The organism is Pseudomonas sp. GD03858, assembly GCF_029840925.1.
Classification (GTDB): Bacteria; Pseudomonadota; Gammaproteobacteria; order Pseudomonadales; family Pseudomonadaceae; genus Aquipseudomonas.
This window is the reverse complement of record NZ_JAOCDM010000020.1, coordinates 16,023-32,335: the sequence shown is the minus strand read 5'-3', so window position 1 is coordinate 32,335 and position 16,313 is coordinate 16,023. Positions and strand designations below refer to the sequence as shown.

Annotated in this window: 29 protein-coding genes; all 29 read right to left on the bottom strand. The window is 57.2% G+C overall.

The features are described 5' to 3' along the window. Positions 1-15 precede the first annotated feature (15 nt). Positions 16-405 carry a 30S ribosomal protein S11 gene (gene rpsK, locus N5D48_RS08295; RefSeq protein WP_003255454.1) on the bottom strand — a complete coding sequence of 130 codons (390 nt, stop codon included), beginning with the start codon at positions 403-405 and terminating at the stop codon, positions 16-18. Between the two features lie 18 nt (positions 406-423). After that, complete coding sequence (gene rpsM / locus N5D48_RS08290) at positions 424-780, bottom strand: 30S ribosomal protein S13 (protein ID WP_003255457.1); 357 nt, start codon at positions 778-780, stop codon at positions 424-426. Positions 781-911: 131 nt separating this feature from the next. Next, positions 912-1,028, bottom strand: a complete 117-nt coding sequence (rpmJ, locus tag N5D48_RS08285; protein ID WP_002555468.1) for a 50S ribosomal protein L36 — start codon at positions 1,026-1,028, stop codon at positions 912-914. 29 nt (positions 1,029-1,057) lie between these two features. Continuing rightward, positions 1,058-2,389, bottom strand: coding sequence for a preprotein translocase subunit SecY (gene secY, locus N5D48_RS08280; RefSeq protein WP_003255459.1), 1,332 nt, complete (start codon positions 2,387-2,389; stop codon positions 1,058-1,060). Further along, a complete protein-coding gene (rplO, locus tag N5D48_RS08275; RefSeq protein WP_011531896.1) occupies positions 2,390-2,824 on the bottom strand; it encodes a 50S ribosomal protein L15 in 435 nt (144 codons plus the stop codon). A gap of 3 nt (positions 2,825-2,827) precedes the next feature. Beyond that, entirely contained in the window at positions 2,828-3,004 is a 177-nt protein-coding gene (gene rpmD, locus N5D48_RS08270) for a 50S ribosomal protein L30 (RefSeq protein WP_011531895.1), read from the bottom strand. 2 nt (positions 3,005-3,006) lie between these two features. Beyond that, entirely contained in the window at positions 3,007-3,507 is a 501-nt protein-coding gene (gene rpsE / locus N5D48_RS08265; protein ID WP_011531894.1) for a 30S ribosomal protein S5, read from the bottom strand. Between the two features lie 3 nt (positions 3,508-3,510). Continuing rightward, the gene (gene rplR / locus N5D48_RS08260; protein ID WP_011531893.1) at positions 3,511-3,861 is read right to left on the bottom strand and encodes a 50S ribosomal protein L18; all 351 of its coding nucleotides are present in this window, start codon (positions 3,859-3,861) and stop codon (positions 3,511-3,513) included. 10 nt (positions 3,862-3,871) lie between these two features. Continuing rightward, positions 3,872-4,405 (bottom strand): 50S ribosomal protein L6, encoded by a 534-nt coding sequence (rplF, locus tag N5D48_RS08255; protein WP_011531892.1) that lies wholly within the window; start codon positions 4,403-4,405, stop codon positions 3,872-3,874. Positions 4,406-4,417: 12 nt separating this feature from the next. Further along, positions 4,418-4,810 carry a 30S ribosomal protein S8 gene (gene rpsH / locus N5D48_RS08250; RefSeq protein WP_134693400.1) on the bottom strand — a complete coding sequence of 131 codons (393 nt, stop codon included), beginning with the start codon at positions 4,808-4,810 and terminating at the stop codon, positions 4,418-4,420. Positions 4,811-5,019: 209 nt separating this feature from the next. Then, a complete protein-coding gene (gene rpsN / locus N5D48_RS08245; RefSeq protein WP_279882975.1) occupies positions 5,020-5,325 on the bottom strand; it encodes a 30S ribosomal protein S14 in 306 nt (101 codons plus the stop codon). A gap of 13 nt (positions 5,326-5,338) precedes the next feature. Further along, positions 5,339-5,878, bottom strand: a complete 540-nt coding sequence (rplE, locus tag N5D48_RS08240) for a 50S ribosomal protein L5 (RefSeq protein WP_012316517.1) — start codon at positions 5,876-5,878, stop codon at positions 5,339-5,341. A 20-nt stretch (positions 5,879-5,898) separates the two neighbouring features. Then, positions 5,899-6,213, bottom strand: coding sequence for a 50S ribosomal protein L24 (gene rplX, locus N5D48_RS08235; protein WP_003255476.1), 315 nt, complete (start codon positions 6,211-6,213; stop codon positions 5,899-5,901). Between the two features lie 11 nt (positions 6,214-6,224). Continuing rightward, positions 6,225-6,593: a 50S ribosomal protein L14 gene (gene rplN / locus N5D48_RS08230; protein WP_008089810.1), complete on the bottom strand. Its 369-nt coding sequence runs from the start codon at positions 6,591-6,593 to the stop codon at positions 6,225-6,227. Positions 6,594-6,616: 23 nt separating this feature from the next. Continuing rightward, positions 6,617-6,883: a 30S ribosomal protein S17 gene (gene rpsQ / locus N5D48_RS08225; RefSeq protein WP_003255478.1), complete on the bottom strand. Its 267-nt coding sequence runs from the start codon at positions 6,881-6,883 to the stop codon at positions 6,617-6,619. A gap of 2 nt (positions 6,884-6,885) precedes the next feature. Further along, the gene (gene rpmC / locus N5D48_RS08220) at positions 6,886-7,077 is read right to left on the bottom strand and encodes a 50S ribosomal protein L29 (protein ID WP_002555481.1); all 192 of its coding nucleotides are present in this window, start codon (positions 7,075-7,077) and stop codon (positions 6,886-6,888) included. Continuing rightward, complete coding sequence (gene rplP / locus N5D48_RS08215) at positions 7,077-7,490, bottom strand: 50S ribosomal protein L16 (RefSeq protein WP_009397508.1); 414 nt, start codon at positions 7,488-7,490, stop codon at positions 7,077-7,079. Before rplP ends, rpmC begins: the two co-directional genes overlap by 1 nt. Positions 7,491-7,502: 12 nt before the next feature. Beyond that, positions 7,503-8,189, bottom strand: coding sequence for a 30S ribosomal protein S3 (gene rpsC, locus N5D48_RS08210; protein ID WP_011531889.1), 687 nt, complete (start codon positions 8,187-8,189; stop codon positions 7,503-7,505). A 13-nt stretch (positions 8,190-8,202) separates the two neighbouring features. Then, on the bottom strand, positions 8,203-8,535 hold the full coding sequence (rplV, locus tag N5D48_RS08205; protein WP_003103908.1) for a 50S ribosomal protein L22: 333 nt from the start codon (positions 8,533-8,535) through the stop codon (positions 8,203-8,205). An 11-nt stretch (positions 8,536-8,546) separates the two neighbouring features. After that, on the bottom strand, positions 8,547-8,822 hold the full coding sequence (gene rpsS / locus N5D48_RS08200) for a 30S ribosomal protein S19 (protein WP_003255482.1): 276 nt from the start codon (positions 8,820-8,822) through the stop codon (positions 8,547-8,549). A gap of 16 nt (positions 8,823-8,838) precedes the next feature. Continuing rightward, positions 8,839-9,663, bottom strand: a complete 825-nt coding sequence (gene rplB / locus N5D48_RS08195) for a 50S ribosomal protein L2 (protein ID WP_016393391.1) — start codon at positions 9,661-9,663, stop codon at positions 8,839-8,841. A gap of 14 nt (positions 9,664-9,677) precedes the next feature. Further along, positions 9,678-9,977: a 50S ribosomal protein L23 gene (rplW, locus tag N5D48_RS08190; protein WP_003255484.1), complete on the bottom strand. Its 300-nt coding sequence runs from the start codon at positions 9,975-9,977 to the stop codon at positions 9,678-9,680. Further along, positions 9,974-10,576: a 50S ribosomal protein L4 gene (rplD, locus tag N5D48_RS08185; RefSeq protein WP_003255485.1), complete on the bottom strand. Its 603-nt coding sequence runs from the start codon at positions 10,574-10,576 to the stop codon at positions 9,974-9,976. The genes rplW and rplD overlap by 4 nt, the downstream gene beginning before the upstream one ends. A gap of 12 nt (positions 10,577-10,588) precedes the next feature. Then, positions 10,589-11,224: a 50S ribosomal protein L3 gene (gene rplC / locus N5D48_RS08180; protein ID WP_011531887.1), complete on the bottom strand. Its 636-nt coding sequence runs from the start codon at positions 11,222-11,224 to the stop codon at positions 10,589-10,591. Positions 11,225-11,304: 80 nt separating this feature from the next. Continuing rightward, on the bottom strand, positions 11,305-11,616 hold the full coding sequence (rpsJ, locus tag N5D48_RS08175) for a 30S ribosomal protein S10 (protein ID WP_003186070.1): 312 nt from the start codon (positions 11,614-11,616) through the stop codon (positions 11,305-11,307). 141 nt (positions 11,617-11,757) lie between these two features. Beyond that, complete coding sequence (tuf, locus tag N5D48_RS08170) at positions 11,758-12,951, bottom strand: elongation factor Tu (protein WP_010951775.1); 1,194 nt, start codon at positions 12,949-12,951, stop codon at positions 11,758-11,760. A 27-nt stretch (positions 12,952-12,978) separates the two neighbouring features. Beyond that, entirely contained in the window at positions 12,979-15,126 is a 2,148-nt protein-coding gene (gene fusA, locus N5D48_RS08165) for an elongation factor G (RefSeq protein ID WP_054893561.1), read from the bottom strand. A gap of 30 nt (positions 15,127-15,156) precedes the next feature. Next, positions 15,157-15,627, bottom strand: coding sequence for a 30S ribosomal protein S7 (rpsG, locus tag N5D48_RS08160; RefSeq protein ID WP_003246741.1), 471 nt, complete (start codon positions 15,625-15,627; stop codon positions 15,157-15,159). A 106-nt stretch (positions 15,628-15,733) separates the two neighbouring features. Further along, the gene (gene rpsL / locus N5D48_RS08155) at positions 15,734-16,105 is read right to left on the bottom strand and encodes a 30S ribosomal protein S12 (RefSeq protein WP_003255492.1); all 372 of its coding nucleotides are present in this window, start codon (positions 16,103-16,105) and stop codon (positions 15,734-15,736) included. Between the last annotated feature and the right edge of the window lie 208 nt (positions 16,106-16,313).

Genomic DNA, 16,313 nt, shown 5'->3' with positions numbered 1-16,313 from the left:
TTATCTGTCTCCTGATTACACGCGACGCTTCTTCGGCGGACGGCACCCGTTGTGCGGGATTGGCGTCACGTCGGTGATGCTGGCGATCTTGTAGCCGCAGCTGTTCAGTGCACGAACGGCGGACTCACGACCTGGACCTGGACCCTTGACGTTGACGTCGAGGTTCTTCAGACCATATTCCAGCGCAGCTTGACCAGCACGCTCGGCAGCGATCTGGGCTGCGAACGGGGTGGATTTGCGCGAACCACGGAAACCGGAACCACCGGAGGTAGCCCAGGACAGTGCGTTGCCCTGACGGTCGGTGATGGTCACGATGGTGTTGTTGAAAGACGCATGGATGTGGGCGATGCCATCAACCACTGTCTTTTTGACTTTTTTACGAGGACGAGCAGCAGGTTTTGCCATGTCTATATTCCTGGGCGATTACTTGCGGATCGGCTTACGCGGGCCCTTACGGGTGCGTGCGTTGGTCTTGGTGCGCTGACCGCGAACCGGCAGACCTTTACGATGACGCAGGCCGCGGTAGCAACCCAGGTCCATCAAGCGCTTGATCTTCATGTTGATGTCACGACGCAGGTCACCTTCGGTGGTGAACTTCGCGACTTCGCCACGCAGGGTTTCGATTTGCTCGTCGCTCAGATCCTTGATCTTAGCGGCTGGGTTTACACCAGCATCCGCACAGATTTTCTGTGCAGTAGTGCGACCGACACCATAGATGTAGGTCAGCGAGATAACAGTATGCTTGTTATCTGGAATGTTGACGCCTGCAATACGGGCCATTCAGTGGGACTCCAATTGACAGCTACCTACGCCCCGGAAGCCAAGAAATAGGGCGCGAGATAATATCGCTGTAGAAACGAATAATCAACCCAGCAGCACACTAGCTGCTGGGTTTGAAACGCGGATCACACTCAGCCTTGGCGCTGCTTGTGACGCGGTTCCGCGCTGCAGATCACGCGAACGACGCCTTCGCGACGAATGATCTTGCAGTTGCGGCACAGCTTTTTCACCGATGCACGAACTTTCATTACCGACTCCTCGAACCTTAGGAGGTCTATCAGCGCAGCAAGCCGCTGCCGCCGTAGCCTTTCAGGTTGGCTTTCTTCATCAGGGATTCGTACTGGTGCGAAACGAGGTGCGATTGTACTTGGGACATGAAGTCCATCACAACCACTACCACAATCAGCAACGAGGTCCCGCCAAGGTAGAACGGCACGTTTGCTGCCACCACCAGGAACTGGGGCAGAAGGCAGACGGCCATCATGTAAAGAGCACCGAACATGGTCAGACGAGTCAGAACGCCATCAATGTAGCGCGCCGACTGCTCACCAGGACGGATACCCGGAATAAAGGCACCGGACTTCTTCAGGTTTTCCGCTACGTCTTTCGGGTTGAACATCAACGCTGTGTAGAAGAAGCAGAAGAAAATGATCCCTGCACTAAACAGCAGAATGTTCAACGGCTGACCAGGAGCGATCGACTGCGAGATGTCCTGCAGCCAGCCCATACCTTCGGACTGACCGAACCAGGCACCCAGCGAAGCCGGGAACAGCAGGATGCTGCTCGCGAAAATGGCCGGGATTACGCCCGCCATGTTCACCTTCAACGGCAAGTGGCTGGTCTGCGCAGCGAAAACCTTGCGGCCCTGCTGACGCTTGGCGTAGTGAACGGCGATACGACGCTGACCACGCTCAATGAACACCACGAAACCGATAATCGCTACTGCCAGCAAACCGATAGCGACCAGGGCGAAGATATTGATATCGCCTGTACGCGCAGACTCGAAAGACTGCCCGATTGCTCTCGGAAGACCGGCAACGATACCTGCGAAGATCAACATCGAGATACCGTTGCCCACACCGCGCTCGGTGATCTGCTCGCCCAGCCACATCATGAACATCGCGCCCGCCACGAAGGTCGAGACGGCGACGACATGGAAGCCGAGGCCAGCAGAAAACGCCACGCCCTGGTTGGCCAGACCAATGGACATGCCAATGGCTTGAACCAGCGCCAGGATAACGGTGCCGTAGCGGGTGTACTGGCTGATCTTGCGACGGCCAGCTTCACCTTCCTTCTTCAACTGCTCCAGCTGCGGGCTGACAGCGGTCATGAGCTGCATGATGATCGACGCCGAGATGTACGGCATGATCCCCAATGCAAAGATGCTCATGCGCTCCAGCGCGCCGCCGGAAAACATGTTGAACAAGCTAAGAATGGTCCCCTCATTCTGCCGGAACAGATCCGCGAGACGGTCCGGGTTAATGCCTGGTACCGGGATGTGCGCGCCAATCCGATAGACGATGATCGCCATGAACAGAAAGCGCAGACGAGCCCAGAGTTCCGACATCCCGCCCTTACCGAGCGAAGAGAGAGCACCTTGCTTAGCCATTTATTCCTCGAACTTGCCGCCAGCTGCTTCGATAGCCGCACGTGCACCTTTGGTGACGGCGATACCCTTGAGGGTGACTGCGCGAGTGACTTCGCCCGACAGCATGATTTTCACGCGCTGTACGTGCTGACCGATCACGTTGGCGTCCTTGAGGGACTGAACGGTGATCAGATCGCCTTCCACCTTGGCCAGCTCGGACAGACGCACTTCAGCGCGGTCCATGGCTTTCAGGGAAACGAAGCCGAACTTCGGCAGGCGACGGTGCAGCGGCTGTTGACCGCCTTCGAAGCCTGGAGCGATGGAGCCACCGGAACGGGAGGTCTGACCTTTGTGGCCGCGGCCGCCGGTCTTACCCAGACCGCTACCGATACCACGGCCCGGACGGTGCTTCTCGCGACGGGAACCCGGCGCTGGACTCAGATCATTGAGTTTCATCGATTAACCCTCGACCTTCAGCATGTAGTAGGCCTTGTTGATCATCCCGCGGTTCTCGGGAGTATCCTGGACTTCTACAGTGTGACCGATGCGACGCAGACCCAGACCCTTAACGCACAGCTTGTGGTTAGGGATACGGCCCGAGACGCTCTTGATCAGCGTTACTTTTACGGTTGCCATGATCAGAAGATCTCCTCGACAGTCTTGCCGCGCTTGGCAGCAATGGACTCAGGGGATTGCATGGCTTTCAGACCCTTGAAGGTGGCGTGAACCACGTTCACCGGGTTGGTCGAGCCGTAGCACTTGGCCAGGACGTTCTGGACGCCAGCGACTTCCAGGACGGCACGCATTGCGCCACCGGCGATGATACCGGTACCTTCCGAGGCAGGCTGCATGTAGACCTTCGAGGCGCCGTGGGCGGCCTTGGTGGCGTACTGCAGGGTGGTGCCTTTCAGGTCGACCTGAATCATGTTGCGGCGAGCAGCTTCCATGGCTTTCTGGATCGCGGCTGGTACTTCGCGCGATTTGCCACGGCCAAAGCCAACACGACCCTTGCCATCACCTACCACGGTCAGCGCGGTGAAGGTGAAGATACGGCCGCCTTTTACGGTTTTGGCTACGCGGTTAACTTGAACCAGCTTCTCGATGTAGCCTTCGTCGCGCTTTTGATCGTTATTTGCCATAACTTAGAACTCCAGCCCGCCTTCACGAGCAGCATCAGCCAGCGCCTTGACGCGGCCGTGGTACTTGAAGCCGGAACGGTCAAAGGCAACTTGAGATACACCGGCGGCTTTCGCACGCTCAGCTACCAGCTTGCCAACCTTAGTGGCCGCGTCGATGTTGCCGGTGGCGCCATCACGCAGTTCTTTGTCCAAGGTCGAGGCGCTTGCCAGAACCTTGCTGCCGTCGGCCGAAATGACCTGGGCGTAGATGTGCTGCGAGGAGCGGAACACGCACAGACGCACGGCTTCGAGCTCGTGCATTTTCAGGCGTGCTTTGCGAGCGCGACGCAGTCGAGTAACTTTTTTGTCGGTCATTTGCTAGGCCCTACTTCTTCTTGGCTTCTTTACGACGGACTACTTCGTCCGCGTAACGCACACCCTTGCCCTTGTAAGGCTCTGGCGGACGGAAACCGCGGACTTCAGCGGCCACCTGACCTACCAGCTGCTTGTCGATACCCTTGATCAGGATGTCGGTCTGGCTTGGGGTTTCAGCGGTGATACCGGCTGGCAGTTCGTAATCCACTGGGTGCGAGAAGCCCAGAGCCAGGTTCAGGACGGTGCCCTTGGCCTGTGCCTTGTAACCAACACCGACCAGCTGGAGCTTGCGCTCGAAGCCTTGGCTTACGCCCTGGACCATGTTGTTCACCAGGGCGCGGGTGGTACCGGCCATGGCGCGAGCTTGCTGGTCACCGTTGCGAGCGGAGAAACGCAGCTCACCAGCTTCTTCGGTAACTTCAACAGACGAGTGAACGTTCAGTTCGAGAGTGCCCTTGGCACCCTTCACCGAAAGCTGCTGGCCGGCGAATTTGACTTCGACGCCTGCTGGCAGCTTAACGGGGTTCTTAGCGACGCGAGACATGCCTATCTCCCCTTAGAACACTGTGCACAGAACTTCGCCGCCGACACCGGCAGCGCGCGCAGCGCGGTCAGTCATCACACCTTTGTTGGTGGAGACGATAGACACGCCCAGACCGCCGCGTACTTTCGGCAGCTCGGTAACGGCCTTGTACTGGCGCAGGCCAGGACGGCTGGTACGCTTCAGCTCCTCGATGACCGGACGGCCTTCGAAGTACTTCAGTTCGATCGACAGGGAAGGCTTGGCTTCGCCGGTGACTTCGTAGCCAGCGATGTAACCTTCGTCTTTCAGTACTTTGGCAACCGCGACCTTCAGGGTGGAGGAAGGCATGCTTACGACAGACTTTTCAGCCATCTGGGCATTACGGATGCGAGTTAGCATGTCCGCTAACGGGTCCTGCATACTCATGGGCTAGATGCTCCTGATACAAGAATTATTAGCCTTGCGGCTATCACAACCACCCGAGCAGGCAGGGCAAAAAACCCAGGCTCAGGTGAGCCGGTCATTCTAGACACAAGACAGAAACGAAACAAGCCCCGTATAGGGGCTTGTTTCTTTGCGAGGTCACCGGCGGTCGGAAGATCACTCCCCTCGCGCCGGCGGTCACGCCAACCGGATTACCAGCTGGCCTTGACCAGACCTGGCACGTCACCGCGCATGGCGGCTTCGCGCAGCTTGTTACGGCCGAGGCCGAACTTGCGGTACACGCCGTGCGGACGGCCGGTGATGCGGCAACGGTTACGCAGGCGCGCGGCGCTGGCGTCACGTGGTTGCTTCTGCAGGGCGACAACGGCAGCGAAACGCTCTTCAGGAGAGGCGTTCAGGTTGACGATGGTCGCTTTCAGCTCAGCACGCTTCTTAGCGAACTTGGCTACCGTGAGCTGACGCTTCAGCTCGCGGTTTTTCATGCTCTTCTTGGCCATTTTCCTACTCCAATCAGTTGCGGAACGGGAACTTGAAAGCACGCAGCAGAGCGCGGCCTTCGTCGTCCGAACGAGCAGTGGTGGTCAGGGTGATGTCCAAACCGCGCAGAGCATCGATCTTGTCGTAATCGATTTCCGGGAAGATGATCTGCTCTTTCACGCCCATGCTGTAGTTGCCACGACCGTCGAAGGACTTGGCATTCAGGCCGCGGAAGTCGCGAACCCGTGGCAGGGAGATCGCCAGCAGGCGGTCCAGGAACTCGTACATCTTTTCGCGACGCAGGGTCACCTTGACACCGATCGGCCAGCCTTCACGGACTTTGAAGCCCGCGATGGATTTACGAGCGAAAGTCACGACCGGCTTTTGACCGGTGATCTTTTCCAGGTCGGCAACAGCGTGCTCGATGACTTTCTTGTCGCCGATCGCTTCGCCCAGACCCATGTTCAGGGTGATTTTGGTAACGCGCGGAACTTCCATCACGTTCGACAGCTTAAGTTCTTCCTTAAGCTTAGGAGCGATTTCGTTCCGGTAAATCTCTTTCAGTCGTGCCATGGTCTTCTACCTAGCAGTGTTCAAGCATCAACCGCTTTTTGGGTCGACTTGAAGACACGAATTTTTTTACCGTCTTCTACTTTGAAACCAACGCGGTCAGCCTTGTTGGTTTCGCCGTTGAAGATGGCGACGTTGGAAGCGTGCAGTGGCGCTTCTTTCTCGACGATACCGCCCTGGACGCCCGCCATCGGGTTAGGCTTGGTGTGGCGCTTGACCAGGTTGACACCACCGATGACCAGACGGTCGTCAGCGAGAACCTTCAGCACCTTACCGCGCTTACCTTTGTCTTTGCCGGCGATCACGATGATCTCGTCGTCACGACGAATCTTTTGCATGTCGGATCTCCTTAGAGCACTTCAGGGGCGAGCGAGACGATCTTCATGAACTTCTCGGTACGAAGTTCACGGGTCACTGGCCCGAAGATGCGAGTACCGATCGGCTCTTGCTTGGTGTTCAGCAGAACAGCAGCGTTGCCGTCGAAACGAATGATGGAACCGTCAGCGCGACGTACACCGTGGCGGGTACGGACGACAACAGCGGTCATCACCTGGCCTTTCTTGACCTTACCGCGCGGAATTGCTTCCTTGACGGTTACTTTGATGATGTCACCGATACCGGCGTAACGGCGGTGGGAACCGCCGAGCACCTTGATGCACATGACGCGACGAGCGCCGCTGTTATCGGCCACATCGAGCATGGATTGAGTCTGAATCATAAAATTTCTCCGACCCCTAGCCCTTAGACTTCAACAGCGCGTTCGAGGACTTCAACCAGTGCCCAGGACTTGGTCTTGGCCAGCGGACGGGTTTCACGGATGGAAACCTTGTCGCCGATCTTGCACTGGTTGGCTTCGTCGTGCGCGTGCAGCTTAGTCGAACGCTTAACGTATTTACCGTAGATCGGGTGCTTGACGCGACGCTCGATCAGAACGGTGATGGTCTTGTCCATTTTGTCGCTGACGACACGGCCAGTCAGCGTACGGACGGTTTTTTCAGCTTCAGCCATGATCACTTACCTGCCTGCTGGTTGAGCACAGTTTTCACGCGAGCGATGTCACGCTTAACTTGCGAGAGCAGGTGCGACTGCCCCAACTGGCCAGTTGCTTTCTGCATGCGCAGATTGAACTGGTCGCGCAGCAAGCCGAGCAGTTGCTCATTCAGTTGCTGTGCGGATTTTTCACGAAGTTCATTCGCTTTCATCACATCACCGTCCGCTTAACAAAGGAGGTGGCGAGAGGCAGCTTTGCAGCGGCCAGGGCGAAAGCTTCGCGCGCCAGCTCTTCAGAAACACCCTCGATCTCGTACAGGACTTTGCCTGGCTGAATCTGGGCAACCCAGTATTCCACGGAACCTTTACCTTTACCCATACGAACCTCGAGAGGCTTCTTGGTAACCGGCTTGTCCGGGAAGACACGGATCCAGATCTTGCCGCCACGTTTTACGTGACGGGTCAGGGCACGACGTGCCGACTCGATCTGGCGAGCGGTGAGACGACCGCGGGCGACAGCTTTCAGAGCGAACTCGCCGAAGCTGACCTTGCTACCGCGCAGTGCCAGACCACGGTTGTGGCCGGTCATCTGCTTGCGGAATTTTGTACGCTTTGGTTGCAACATTTGGCGTACCCCTTACTTAGCAGCTTTTTTACGAGGCGCTGGTGCTTGAGGCTTCAGCTCTTCCTGGCGACCACCAATTACTTCGCCTTTGAAGATCCAAACCTTCACACCGATCACACCGTAGGTGGTGTGAGCTTCGTAGGTGTTGTAGTCGATATCGGCACGCAGGGTGTGCAGAGGCACACGACCTTCGCGATACCACTCGGTACGTGCGATCTCGGCACCGCCGAGACGACCGCTCACCTGGATCTTGATGCCCTTGGCACCAATACGCATGGCGTTCTGCACGGCGCGCTTCATGGCGCGACGGAACATAACGCGGCGCTCCAGCTGCTGGGCAACGCTCTGAGCAACCAGCATAGCGTCGAGTTCCGGCTTGCGGATCTCTTCGATGTTGATGTGCACAGGCACACCCATCTGCTTGGTCAGGTCCTGACGCAGCTTCTCAACATCTTCACCTTTCTTGCCGATAACGATACCGGGACGAGCGGTGTGGATGGTGATGCGTGCAGTTTGAGCCGGACGATGAATATCGATACGGCTTACGGACGCGCTTTTTAGTTTGTCCTGGAGGTACTCGCGAGTTTGCAGATCCTTCAGCAGGTAATCTGCGTAAGTCGCGCCGTCTGCGTACCAGACGGAGGTGTGCTCCTTGACGATTCCCAGGCGAATGCCAGTGGGATGTACTTTCTGACCCATCTGATCGACTCCGTTACTTGTCCGCAACCTTGACAGTGATATGGCAAGACCGCTTGACGATGCGATCAGCACGGCCTTTGGCACGTGGCATGATGCGCTTCAGCGAACGCCCTTCGTTGACGAAGACGGTGGAGACCTTCAGGTCATCAACGTCTGCGCCTTCGTTGTGTTCGGCGTTGGCAACGGCCGACTCGAGGACTTTCTTCATGATTTCAGCGGCTTTTTTGCTGCTGAAGGCCAACAGGTTGAGCGCTTCGCCCACCTTCTTCCCGCGGATCTGGTCGGCGACCAAGCGGGCTTTCTGGGCGGAGATGCGAGCGCCCGACAACTTAGCGGCTACTTCCATTTCCTTACCCCTTAACGCTTGGCTTTCTTGTCAGCCACGTGCCCACGATAAGTGCGGGTACCGGCGAACTCGCCCAGTTTGTGGCCGACCATGTCTTCGTTCACGAGAACTGGGACATGTTGACGACCGTTGTGTACCGCGATGGTCAGACCGACCATTTGTGGCAGGATCATCGAACGGCGCGACCAGGTTTTAACTGGCTTGCGATCGTTCTTCTCCACCGCCACTTCGACCTTCTTCAGCAGGTGAAGATCGATAAAAGGACCTTTTTTCAGAGAACGTGGCACTGTCGTATCCCTCTAGTTACTTGCGACGACGGACGATCATGTTGTCGGTACGCTTATTACCACGGGTTTTAGCACCCTTGGTTGGGAAGCCCCATGGCGATACCGGATGACGACCACCGGAGGTACGACCTTCACCACCACCATGCGGGTGGTCAACCGGGTTCATGGCAACGCCACGAACGGTTGGGCGAACGCCGCGCCAGCGTTTGGCACCAGCTTTACCCAGCGAACGCAGGCTGTGCTCGGAGTTCGAGACTTCGCCCAGGGTCGCACGGCACTCAGCCAGGACTTTACGCATTTCACCAGAGCGCAGACGCAGGGTCACATAGACACCGTCGCGAGCGATCAGCTGAGCCGAGGCACCAGCGGAACGAGCGATCTGAGCACCTTTACCCGGCTTCAGTTCGATGCCGTGAATGGTGCTACCTACTGGGATGTTGCGCAGCTGCAGGGAGTTACCGGCCTTGATTGGGGCCAGGGCACCTGCGATCAGCTGGTCGCCAGCGCTCACGCCTTTAGGGGCGATGATGTAGCGACGCTCACCGTCTGCGTAGCACAGCAGGGCGATGTGAGCAGTACGGTTCGGGTCGTATTCGATACGCTCGACAGTGGCAGGGATGCCATCTTTGTCGTTGCGACGGAAGTCAACCAGACGGTAATGCTGCTTATGACCACCACCAACGTGACGAGTGGTGATGCGGCCATTGTTGTTACGACCACCAGACTTCGATTTTTTCTCGAGCAGCGGTGCGTGAGGAGCGCCTTTGTGCAGCTCCTTGTTGACCACCTTGACCACAAAACGGCGGCCAGGGGAAGTCGGTTTGCATTTAACGATTGCCATGATGCACCCCTTCCTTACTCAGCACTGCTGCTGAAATCGAGATCTTGGCCTGGCTGAAGGGAGACGATCGCCTTCTTCCAGTCATTGCGCTTGCCCAGACCACGTGCGGTACGCTTGGTTTTACCCAGAACGTTAACAGTCGACACGTTTTCAACTTTTACGTTGAACAGGCCTTCGACAGCTTTCTTGATTTCCAGCTTGGTTGCATCGGTAGCAACCTTGAATACGAACTGGCCTTTTTTCTCAGCCAGAACGGTAGCCTTCTCGGAAACGTGCGGGCCAAGGAGGACTTTGAATACGCGTTCCTGGTTCATCCCAGCAGCTCCTCGAATTTCTTCACGGCCGAGACAGTGATCAACACTTTCTCGTATGCGATCAGACTGACCGGGTCGGAACCTTGAACGTCACGTACGTCGACGTGCGGCAGGTTGCGAGCAGCCAGGTACAGGTTCTGATCAACAGCATCCGAAACGATGAGAACATCGCTCAGACCCATGCCGTTCAGCTTGTTCAGCAGGTCTTTGGTTTTCGGGGCTTCAACAGCGAAGTCCTGAACCACGACCAGACGGTCGCTACGCACCAGCTCAGCGAGGATGGAGCGCAGGGCTGCGCGGTACATCTTCTTGTTGAGCTTCTGCGAGTGATCCTGAGGACGAGCTGCGAAGGTTACACCACCGCCACGCCAGATCGGACCACGGGTAGTACCAGCACGAGCGCGGCCAGTACCTTTCTGACGCCATGGGCGCTTACCGCCACCGGCTACATCAGAACGGGTCTTCTGCTGCTTGGTGCCCTGACGGCCGCCGGCCATGTAGGCCACGACTGCTTGGTGTACCAGCGTCTCGTTGAATTCGCCACCGAAGGTCAGTTCGGAAACTTCGATCGCCTGAGCGTCATTTACATTGAGTTGCATGTCAGTTTCCCCTTAACCGCGAGCCTTGACAGCCGGACGCACGACCACGTCGCCGCCAGTAGCGCCTGGGACGGCACCCTTGATCAGCAGCAGGTTGCGTTCAGCGTCTACGCGTACTACTTCCAGGGACTGAACAGTCACGCGCTCGGCGCCCATGTGACCGGACATCTTCTTGCCCTTGAATACACGACCAGGAGTCTGGCACTGGCCGATGGAGCCAGGGACACGGTGCGATACGGAGTTACCGTGGGTGTTGTCTTGACCACGGAAGTTCCAACGCTTGATGGTACCGGCGAAGCCTTTACCTTTGGACTGACCGGTTACGTCTACCAGCTGGCCTGCAGTGAAGAGTTCAGCTTTGATCAGATCGCCAGCCTGGAAATCGCCTTCTTCAAGACGGAACTCCCAGACACCGCGACCAGCGGCAACGTTGGCCTTGGCAAAGTGGCCTGCCTGAGCGGCAGTCACGCGCGAAGCACGACGCTCGCCGACAGTGACTTGCACTGCACGGTAGCCATCAGTTTCTTCGGTTTTGAACTGGGTGACACGATTCGGCTCGATCTCGATGACCGTGACCGGAATGGAGACACCTTCTTCGGTGAAAATACGGGTCATGCCCGCTTTTCGACCGACTACACCAATAGTCATGTTGTAAACCTCATGAGTGTACGGGGCTTTCACCCGCTATGGCCGCCCATTTCAGAGCGTTACACGACCAGACCGAAGTCTTAGCCGAGGCTGATCTGCACTTCCACGCCTGCCGCGAGATCAAGCTTCATCAGCGCATCAACGGTTTTATCCGTTGGCTGGACGATGTCCAGAACGCGCTTATGAGTGCGAATCTCGTACTGGTCACGCGCGTCTTTGTTGACGTGCGGGGAGACCAGAACGGTGAAACGCTCTTTGCGGGTTGGCAGTGGAATTGGACCACGCACTTGTGCACCAGTACGTTTCGCGGTTTCCACGATTTCCTGGGTGGATTGGTCGATCAGGCGATGGTCGAAAGCCTTCAACCTGATACGGATTTGCTGATTTTGCATTGGATTTCAGACTCCAGGCTGTTCCCATCGGGCGCACTACGCCCGTTAAAAGGAGGCGTGATTCTATAGACGCCCAAATTTAGTGTCAACCCAATAAAAAAAACCCCCGCTGAGCGGGGGTTTTTTCAACCGATCGAGTGATTACTCGATGATTTTGGCTACGACGCCGGCGCCGACGGTACGACCGCCCTCACGGATGGCGAAGCGCAGACCGTCTTCCATCGCGATGGTCTTGATCAGGGTGACAGTCATCTGAATGTTGTCACCTGGCATTACCATTTCAACGCCTTCCGGCAGTTCGCAGTTACCGGTCACGTCAGTGGTACGGAAGTAGAACTGAGGACGGTAGCCTTTGAAGAACGGAGTGTGACGACCGCCTTCTTCCTTCGACAGGACGTAGACTTCTGCGGTGAACTTGGTGTGCGGCTTGACCGAACCTGGCTTGACCAGAACCTGGCCACGCTCAACGTCGTCACGCTTGGTACCACGCAGCAGGACGCCGCAGTTCTCGCCAGCACGACCTTCATCCAGCAGCTTGCGGAACATCTCAACGCCGGTGCAGGTGGTGGTGGTGGTGTCACGCAGACCAACGATTTCCAGCGGATCCTGAACGCGGACGATACCACGCTCGATACGACCGGTAACAACGGTACCACGACCCGAGATCGAGAATACGTCTTCGATCGGCATCAGGAACGGCTGGTCGATGGCACGAACTGGCTCAGGGATGTAGGCATCCAGAGTCTCTACCAGCTTCTTGACAGCGGTAGTGCCCATTTCGTTGTCGTCTTTGCCTTCCAGCGCCATACGAGCCGAACCGATGATGATCGGAGTGTCGTCGCCTGGGAAGTCGTAGGTGGACAGCAGGTCGCGAACTTCCATCTCGACCAGTTCCAGCAGCTCAGCGTCGTCTACCAGGTCAGCCTTGTTCAGGAAGACCACGATGTACGGAACGCCAACCTGACGGGACAGCAGGATGTGCTCACGGGTTTGTGGCATCGGACCATCGGCGGCCGAGCAAACCAGGATCGCGCCGTCCATCTGGGCAGCACCGGTGATCATGTTCTTCACGTAGTCAGCGTGACCTGGGCAGTCAACGTGAGCGTAGTGACGAATGTTCGAGTTGTACTCGACGTGAGCGGTGTTGATGGTGATACCGCGCGCTTTTTCTTCCGGAGCCGAGTCGATCTTGTCGAACTCAACGACTGCCGAACCGAATACTTCGGAGCAGACGCGAGTCAGAGCTGCGGTCAGAGTGGTCTTACCGTGGTCAACGTGGCCGATGGTGCCGACGTTAACGTGGGGAAGGGAACGATCAAATTTTTCTTTAGCCACGACAGTGAACCTCTTGCCTAAAGGGGATTAGCCTTGTTTTTTAACGAGTGCTTCGACGATGTTCGACGGAGCTTCGGCGTATTTGGAGAATTCCATGGAGTAGCTTGCGCGACCCTGAGACATGGAACGAACGTCGGTTGCGTAACCGAACATCTCTCCGAGCGGTACCTCAGCAGTGATTACCTTGCCGGACACCGAGTCTTCATTACCCTGGATCATCCCGCGACGACGGCTCAGGTCACCCATCACGTCACCCAGGTAGTCTTCCGGGGTTACAACTTCGACCTTCATGATCGGCTCAAGCACCACGCCACCGCCCTTCTGGGCCAGTTGCTTGGTCGCCATCGAAGCGGCGATCTTGAACGCCATTTCGTTGGAGTCGACGTCGTGGTACGAACCGTCGAATACCGTAGCCTTCAGGCCGAGCAGCGGATAGCCGGCAACAACGCCGTTTTTCATCTGCTCTTCGATACCCTTCTGGATCGGGGCGATGAATTCCTTAGGAATCACACCACCAACGACTTCGTTGGTGAACACCAGACCTTCGGTGATGTTGCCCTTCTCGTCAACGTCCGGCTCCGAGAAGCGGATCCAGCAGTGACCGAACTGACCACGACCACCCGACTGACGAACGAACTTGCCTTCGATCTCGACGTTGGACTTGGTGATCTTCTCGCGGTACGAAACCTGCGGCTTGCCGACGTTGCACTCGACGTTGAACTCGCGCTTCATGCGGTCAACGAGGATGTCCAGGTGCAGCTCACCCATACCGGAGATGATGGTCTGGCCGGTTTCTTCATCGGTCTTGACGCGGAACGACGGGTCTTCCTGGGCCAGCTTGCCCAGTGCGATACCCATCTTCTCCTGGTCAGCCTTGGTTTTCGGCTCTACGGAGAGCGAAATTACCGGCTCAGGGAAGTCCATACGCTCGAGGATGATCGGCTTGTCGGCGTTGCACAGGGTGTCACCGGTGGTGACGTCCTTCATGCCGATCAGAGCAGCGATGTCGCCAGCGCGCACTTCTTTGATCTCTTCACGCTGGTTGGCGTGCATCTGCACCATACGACCAACGCGCTCTTTCTTGCCCTTGACCGAGTTGATGACGGAGTCACCGGAGGTCAGGAAGCCCGAGTAGACGCGGACGAAAGTCAGAGTACCCACGAACGGGTCAGTGGCAATCTTGAACGCCAGAGCCGAGAACGGCTCGTTGTCGTCAGCAGGACGCTCGTCGTACTGCTCTGGAGTGACTTCATCCTTCGGCACGTCGATCAGGTCAGGGTGAATACCCTTGATCGCCGGGATTTCGGTCGGAGCAGGCAGGAAGTCGATGACGGCGTCGAGAACCAGGGGAACGCCCTTGTTCTTGAACGAGGAACCGCAGACAGCAGGAACGATCTCGCTCGCCAGGGTACGGGCGCGCAGACCAGCCTTGATGTCTTCGACGGACAGGTCACCTTCTTCAAGGTACTTGTTCATCAGCTCTTCGTTGGCCTCGGCAGCAGCCTCGACCATGTTGCTGCGCCATTCGTTGGCCAGGTCCACCAGCTCGGCAGGAATCTCTTCCTCACGGTAGGTAGTACCCTTGTCGTCGTCGTTCCAGTAGATGGCCTTCATCTTGATCAGGTCAACCTGACCCTGGAAGTCGTCTTCCGCACCGATAGCCAGCTGGACCGGAACCGGGGTGTGACCCAGGCGGTTCTTGATCTGGCCGACAACGCGCAGGAAGTTGGCACCAGCACGGTCCATCTTGTTCACGTAGACAACACGTGGAACGCCGTACTTGTTGGCCTGACGCCATACGGTTTCGGACTGCGGCTCAACACCGGAGGTACCGCAGAACACAACGACCGCGCCGTCGAGTACGCGCAGCGAACGCTCTACTTCAATGGTGAAGTCAACGTGGCCGGGGGTATCGATGACGTTTACGCGGTAGTTGTCGTACTGACCACGGGAACCTTTCCAGAAGGTGGTAACGGCAGCGGAGGTAATGGTGATACCGCGCTCCTGCTCCTGCACCATCCAGTCGGTGGTCGCGGCGCCGTCGTGCACCTCGCCCATCTTGTGGCTCAGACCTGTGTAGAACAGGATCCGCTCGGTAGTGGTAGTCTTGCCCGCATCAACGTGCGCGCAGATACCGATGTTACGGTAGCGGTTAATTGCTGTAGTACGAGCCATAAAGCCCTCGCAAAAAGATTGATGCTTGAATTAGAAGCGGTAGTGCGAGAACGCTTTGTTGGCCTCGGCCATACGGTGCACGTCTTCACGCTTCTTGACTGCAGCACCCTTGCCTTCGGCAGCATCCAGCAGCTCACCGGCCAGGCGCAGAGCCATCGACTTCTCGCCGCGCTTGCGGGCGTAGTCTACGAGCCAGCGCATTGCCAGAGCGTTACGACGGGACGGACGAACTTCAACCGGAACCTGGTAAGTGGCACCGCCGACACGGCGGGACTTTACTTCGACCAGCGGAGCGATGGCGTCGAGAGCTTTCTCGAAGATTTCCAGGGGGTCGCTGTTCTTGCGTGCTTTGACAGTATCCAGGGCACCGTAAACGATGCGCTCGGCTACGGCCTTCTTGCCGCTTTCCATCACGTGGTTCATGAACTTGGCGAGAATCTGGGATCCGTACTTCGGATCGTCGAGAATCTCACGTTTTGCTGCTACACGACGTCTTGGCATGATAAGCCCTCAAACGGTCTTCAGGTTAGCCCGGGACGTGGGTCTTCGACCCCTGCCCGACCTTACTCTTATCGACTCAAAAAAATGGATGTCTGCAAACGACCGATTACTTCGGACGCTTGGTACCGTACTTCGAACGACCCTGGTTACGGCCTTTGACGCCCGAAGTATCCAGAGAGCCGCGAACGGTGTGGTAACGAACACCTGGCAAGTCTTTTACACGGCCGCCACGGATCAGGACGACGCTGTGCTCTTGCAGGTTGTGGCCTTCACCGCCGATGTACGAGGAAACCTCGAAACCGTTGGTCAGACGCACACGGCATACTTTACGCAGTGCCGAGTTAGGTTTTTTCGGCGTGGTGGTGTACACGCGGGTGCACACGCCACGACGCTGCGGGCAGTTCTGCAGCGCAGGAACGTCGGACTTTTCGACCGAACGCTTACGCGGCTGACGTACCAGCTGGTTGATAGTTGCCATCTACTAGCTCCACTGATTGTCTTGCGACTCTATTGTCTTGCAAGAAAGCCAAAAATTGGCGAGACGGAGCCTCACCAAATTTAAGGGTACAAAAGTCTAAAGAGGATCTTGCACCCAGTCAAGACGAGGCCCCGGCCCTCCTCGCCCGGTCATCGGCAACAATTCATGTCACCGATACCCTTGCGAGACGTGCCGGGGCCCTGCCCTG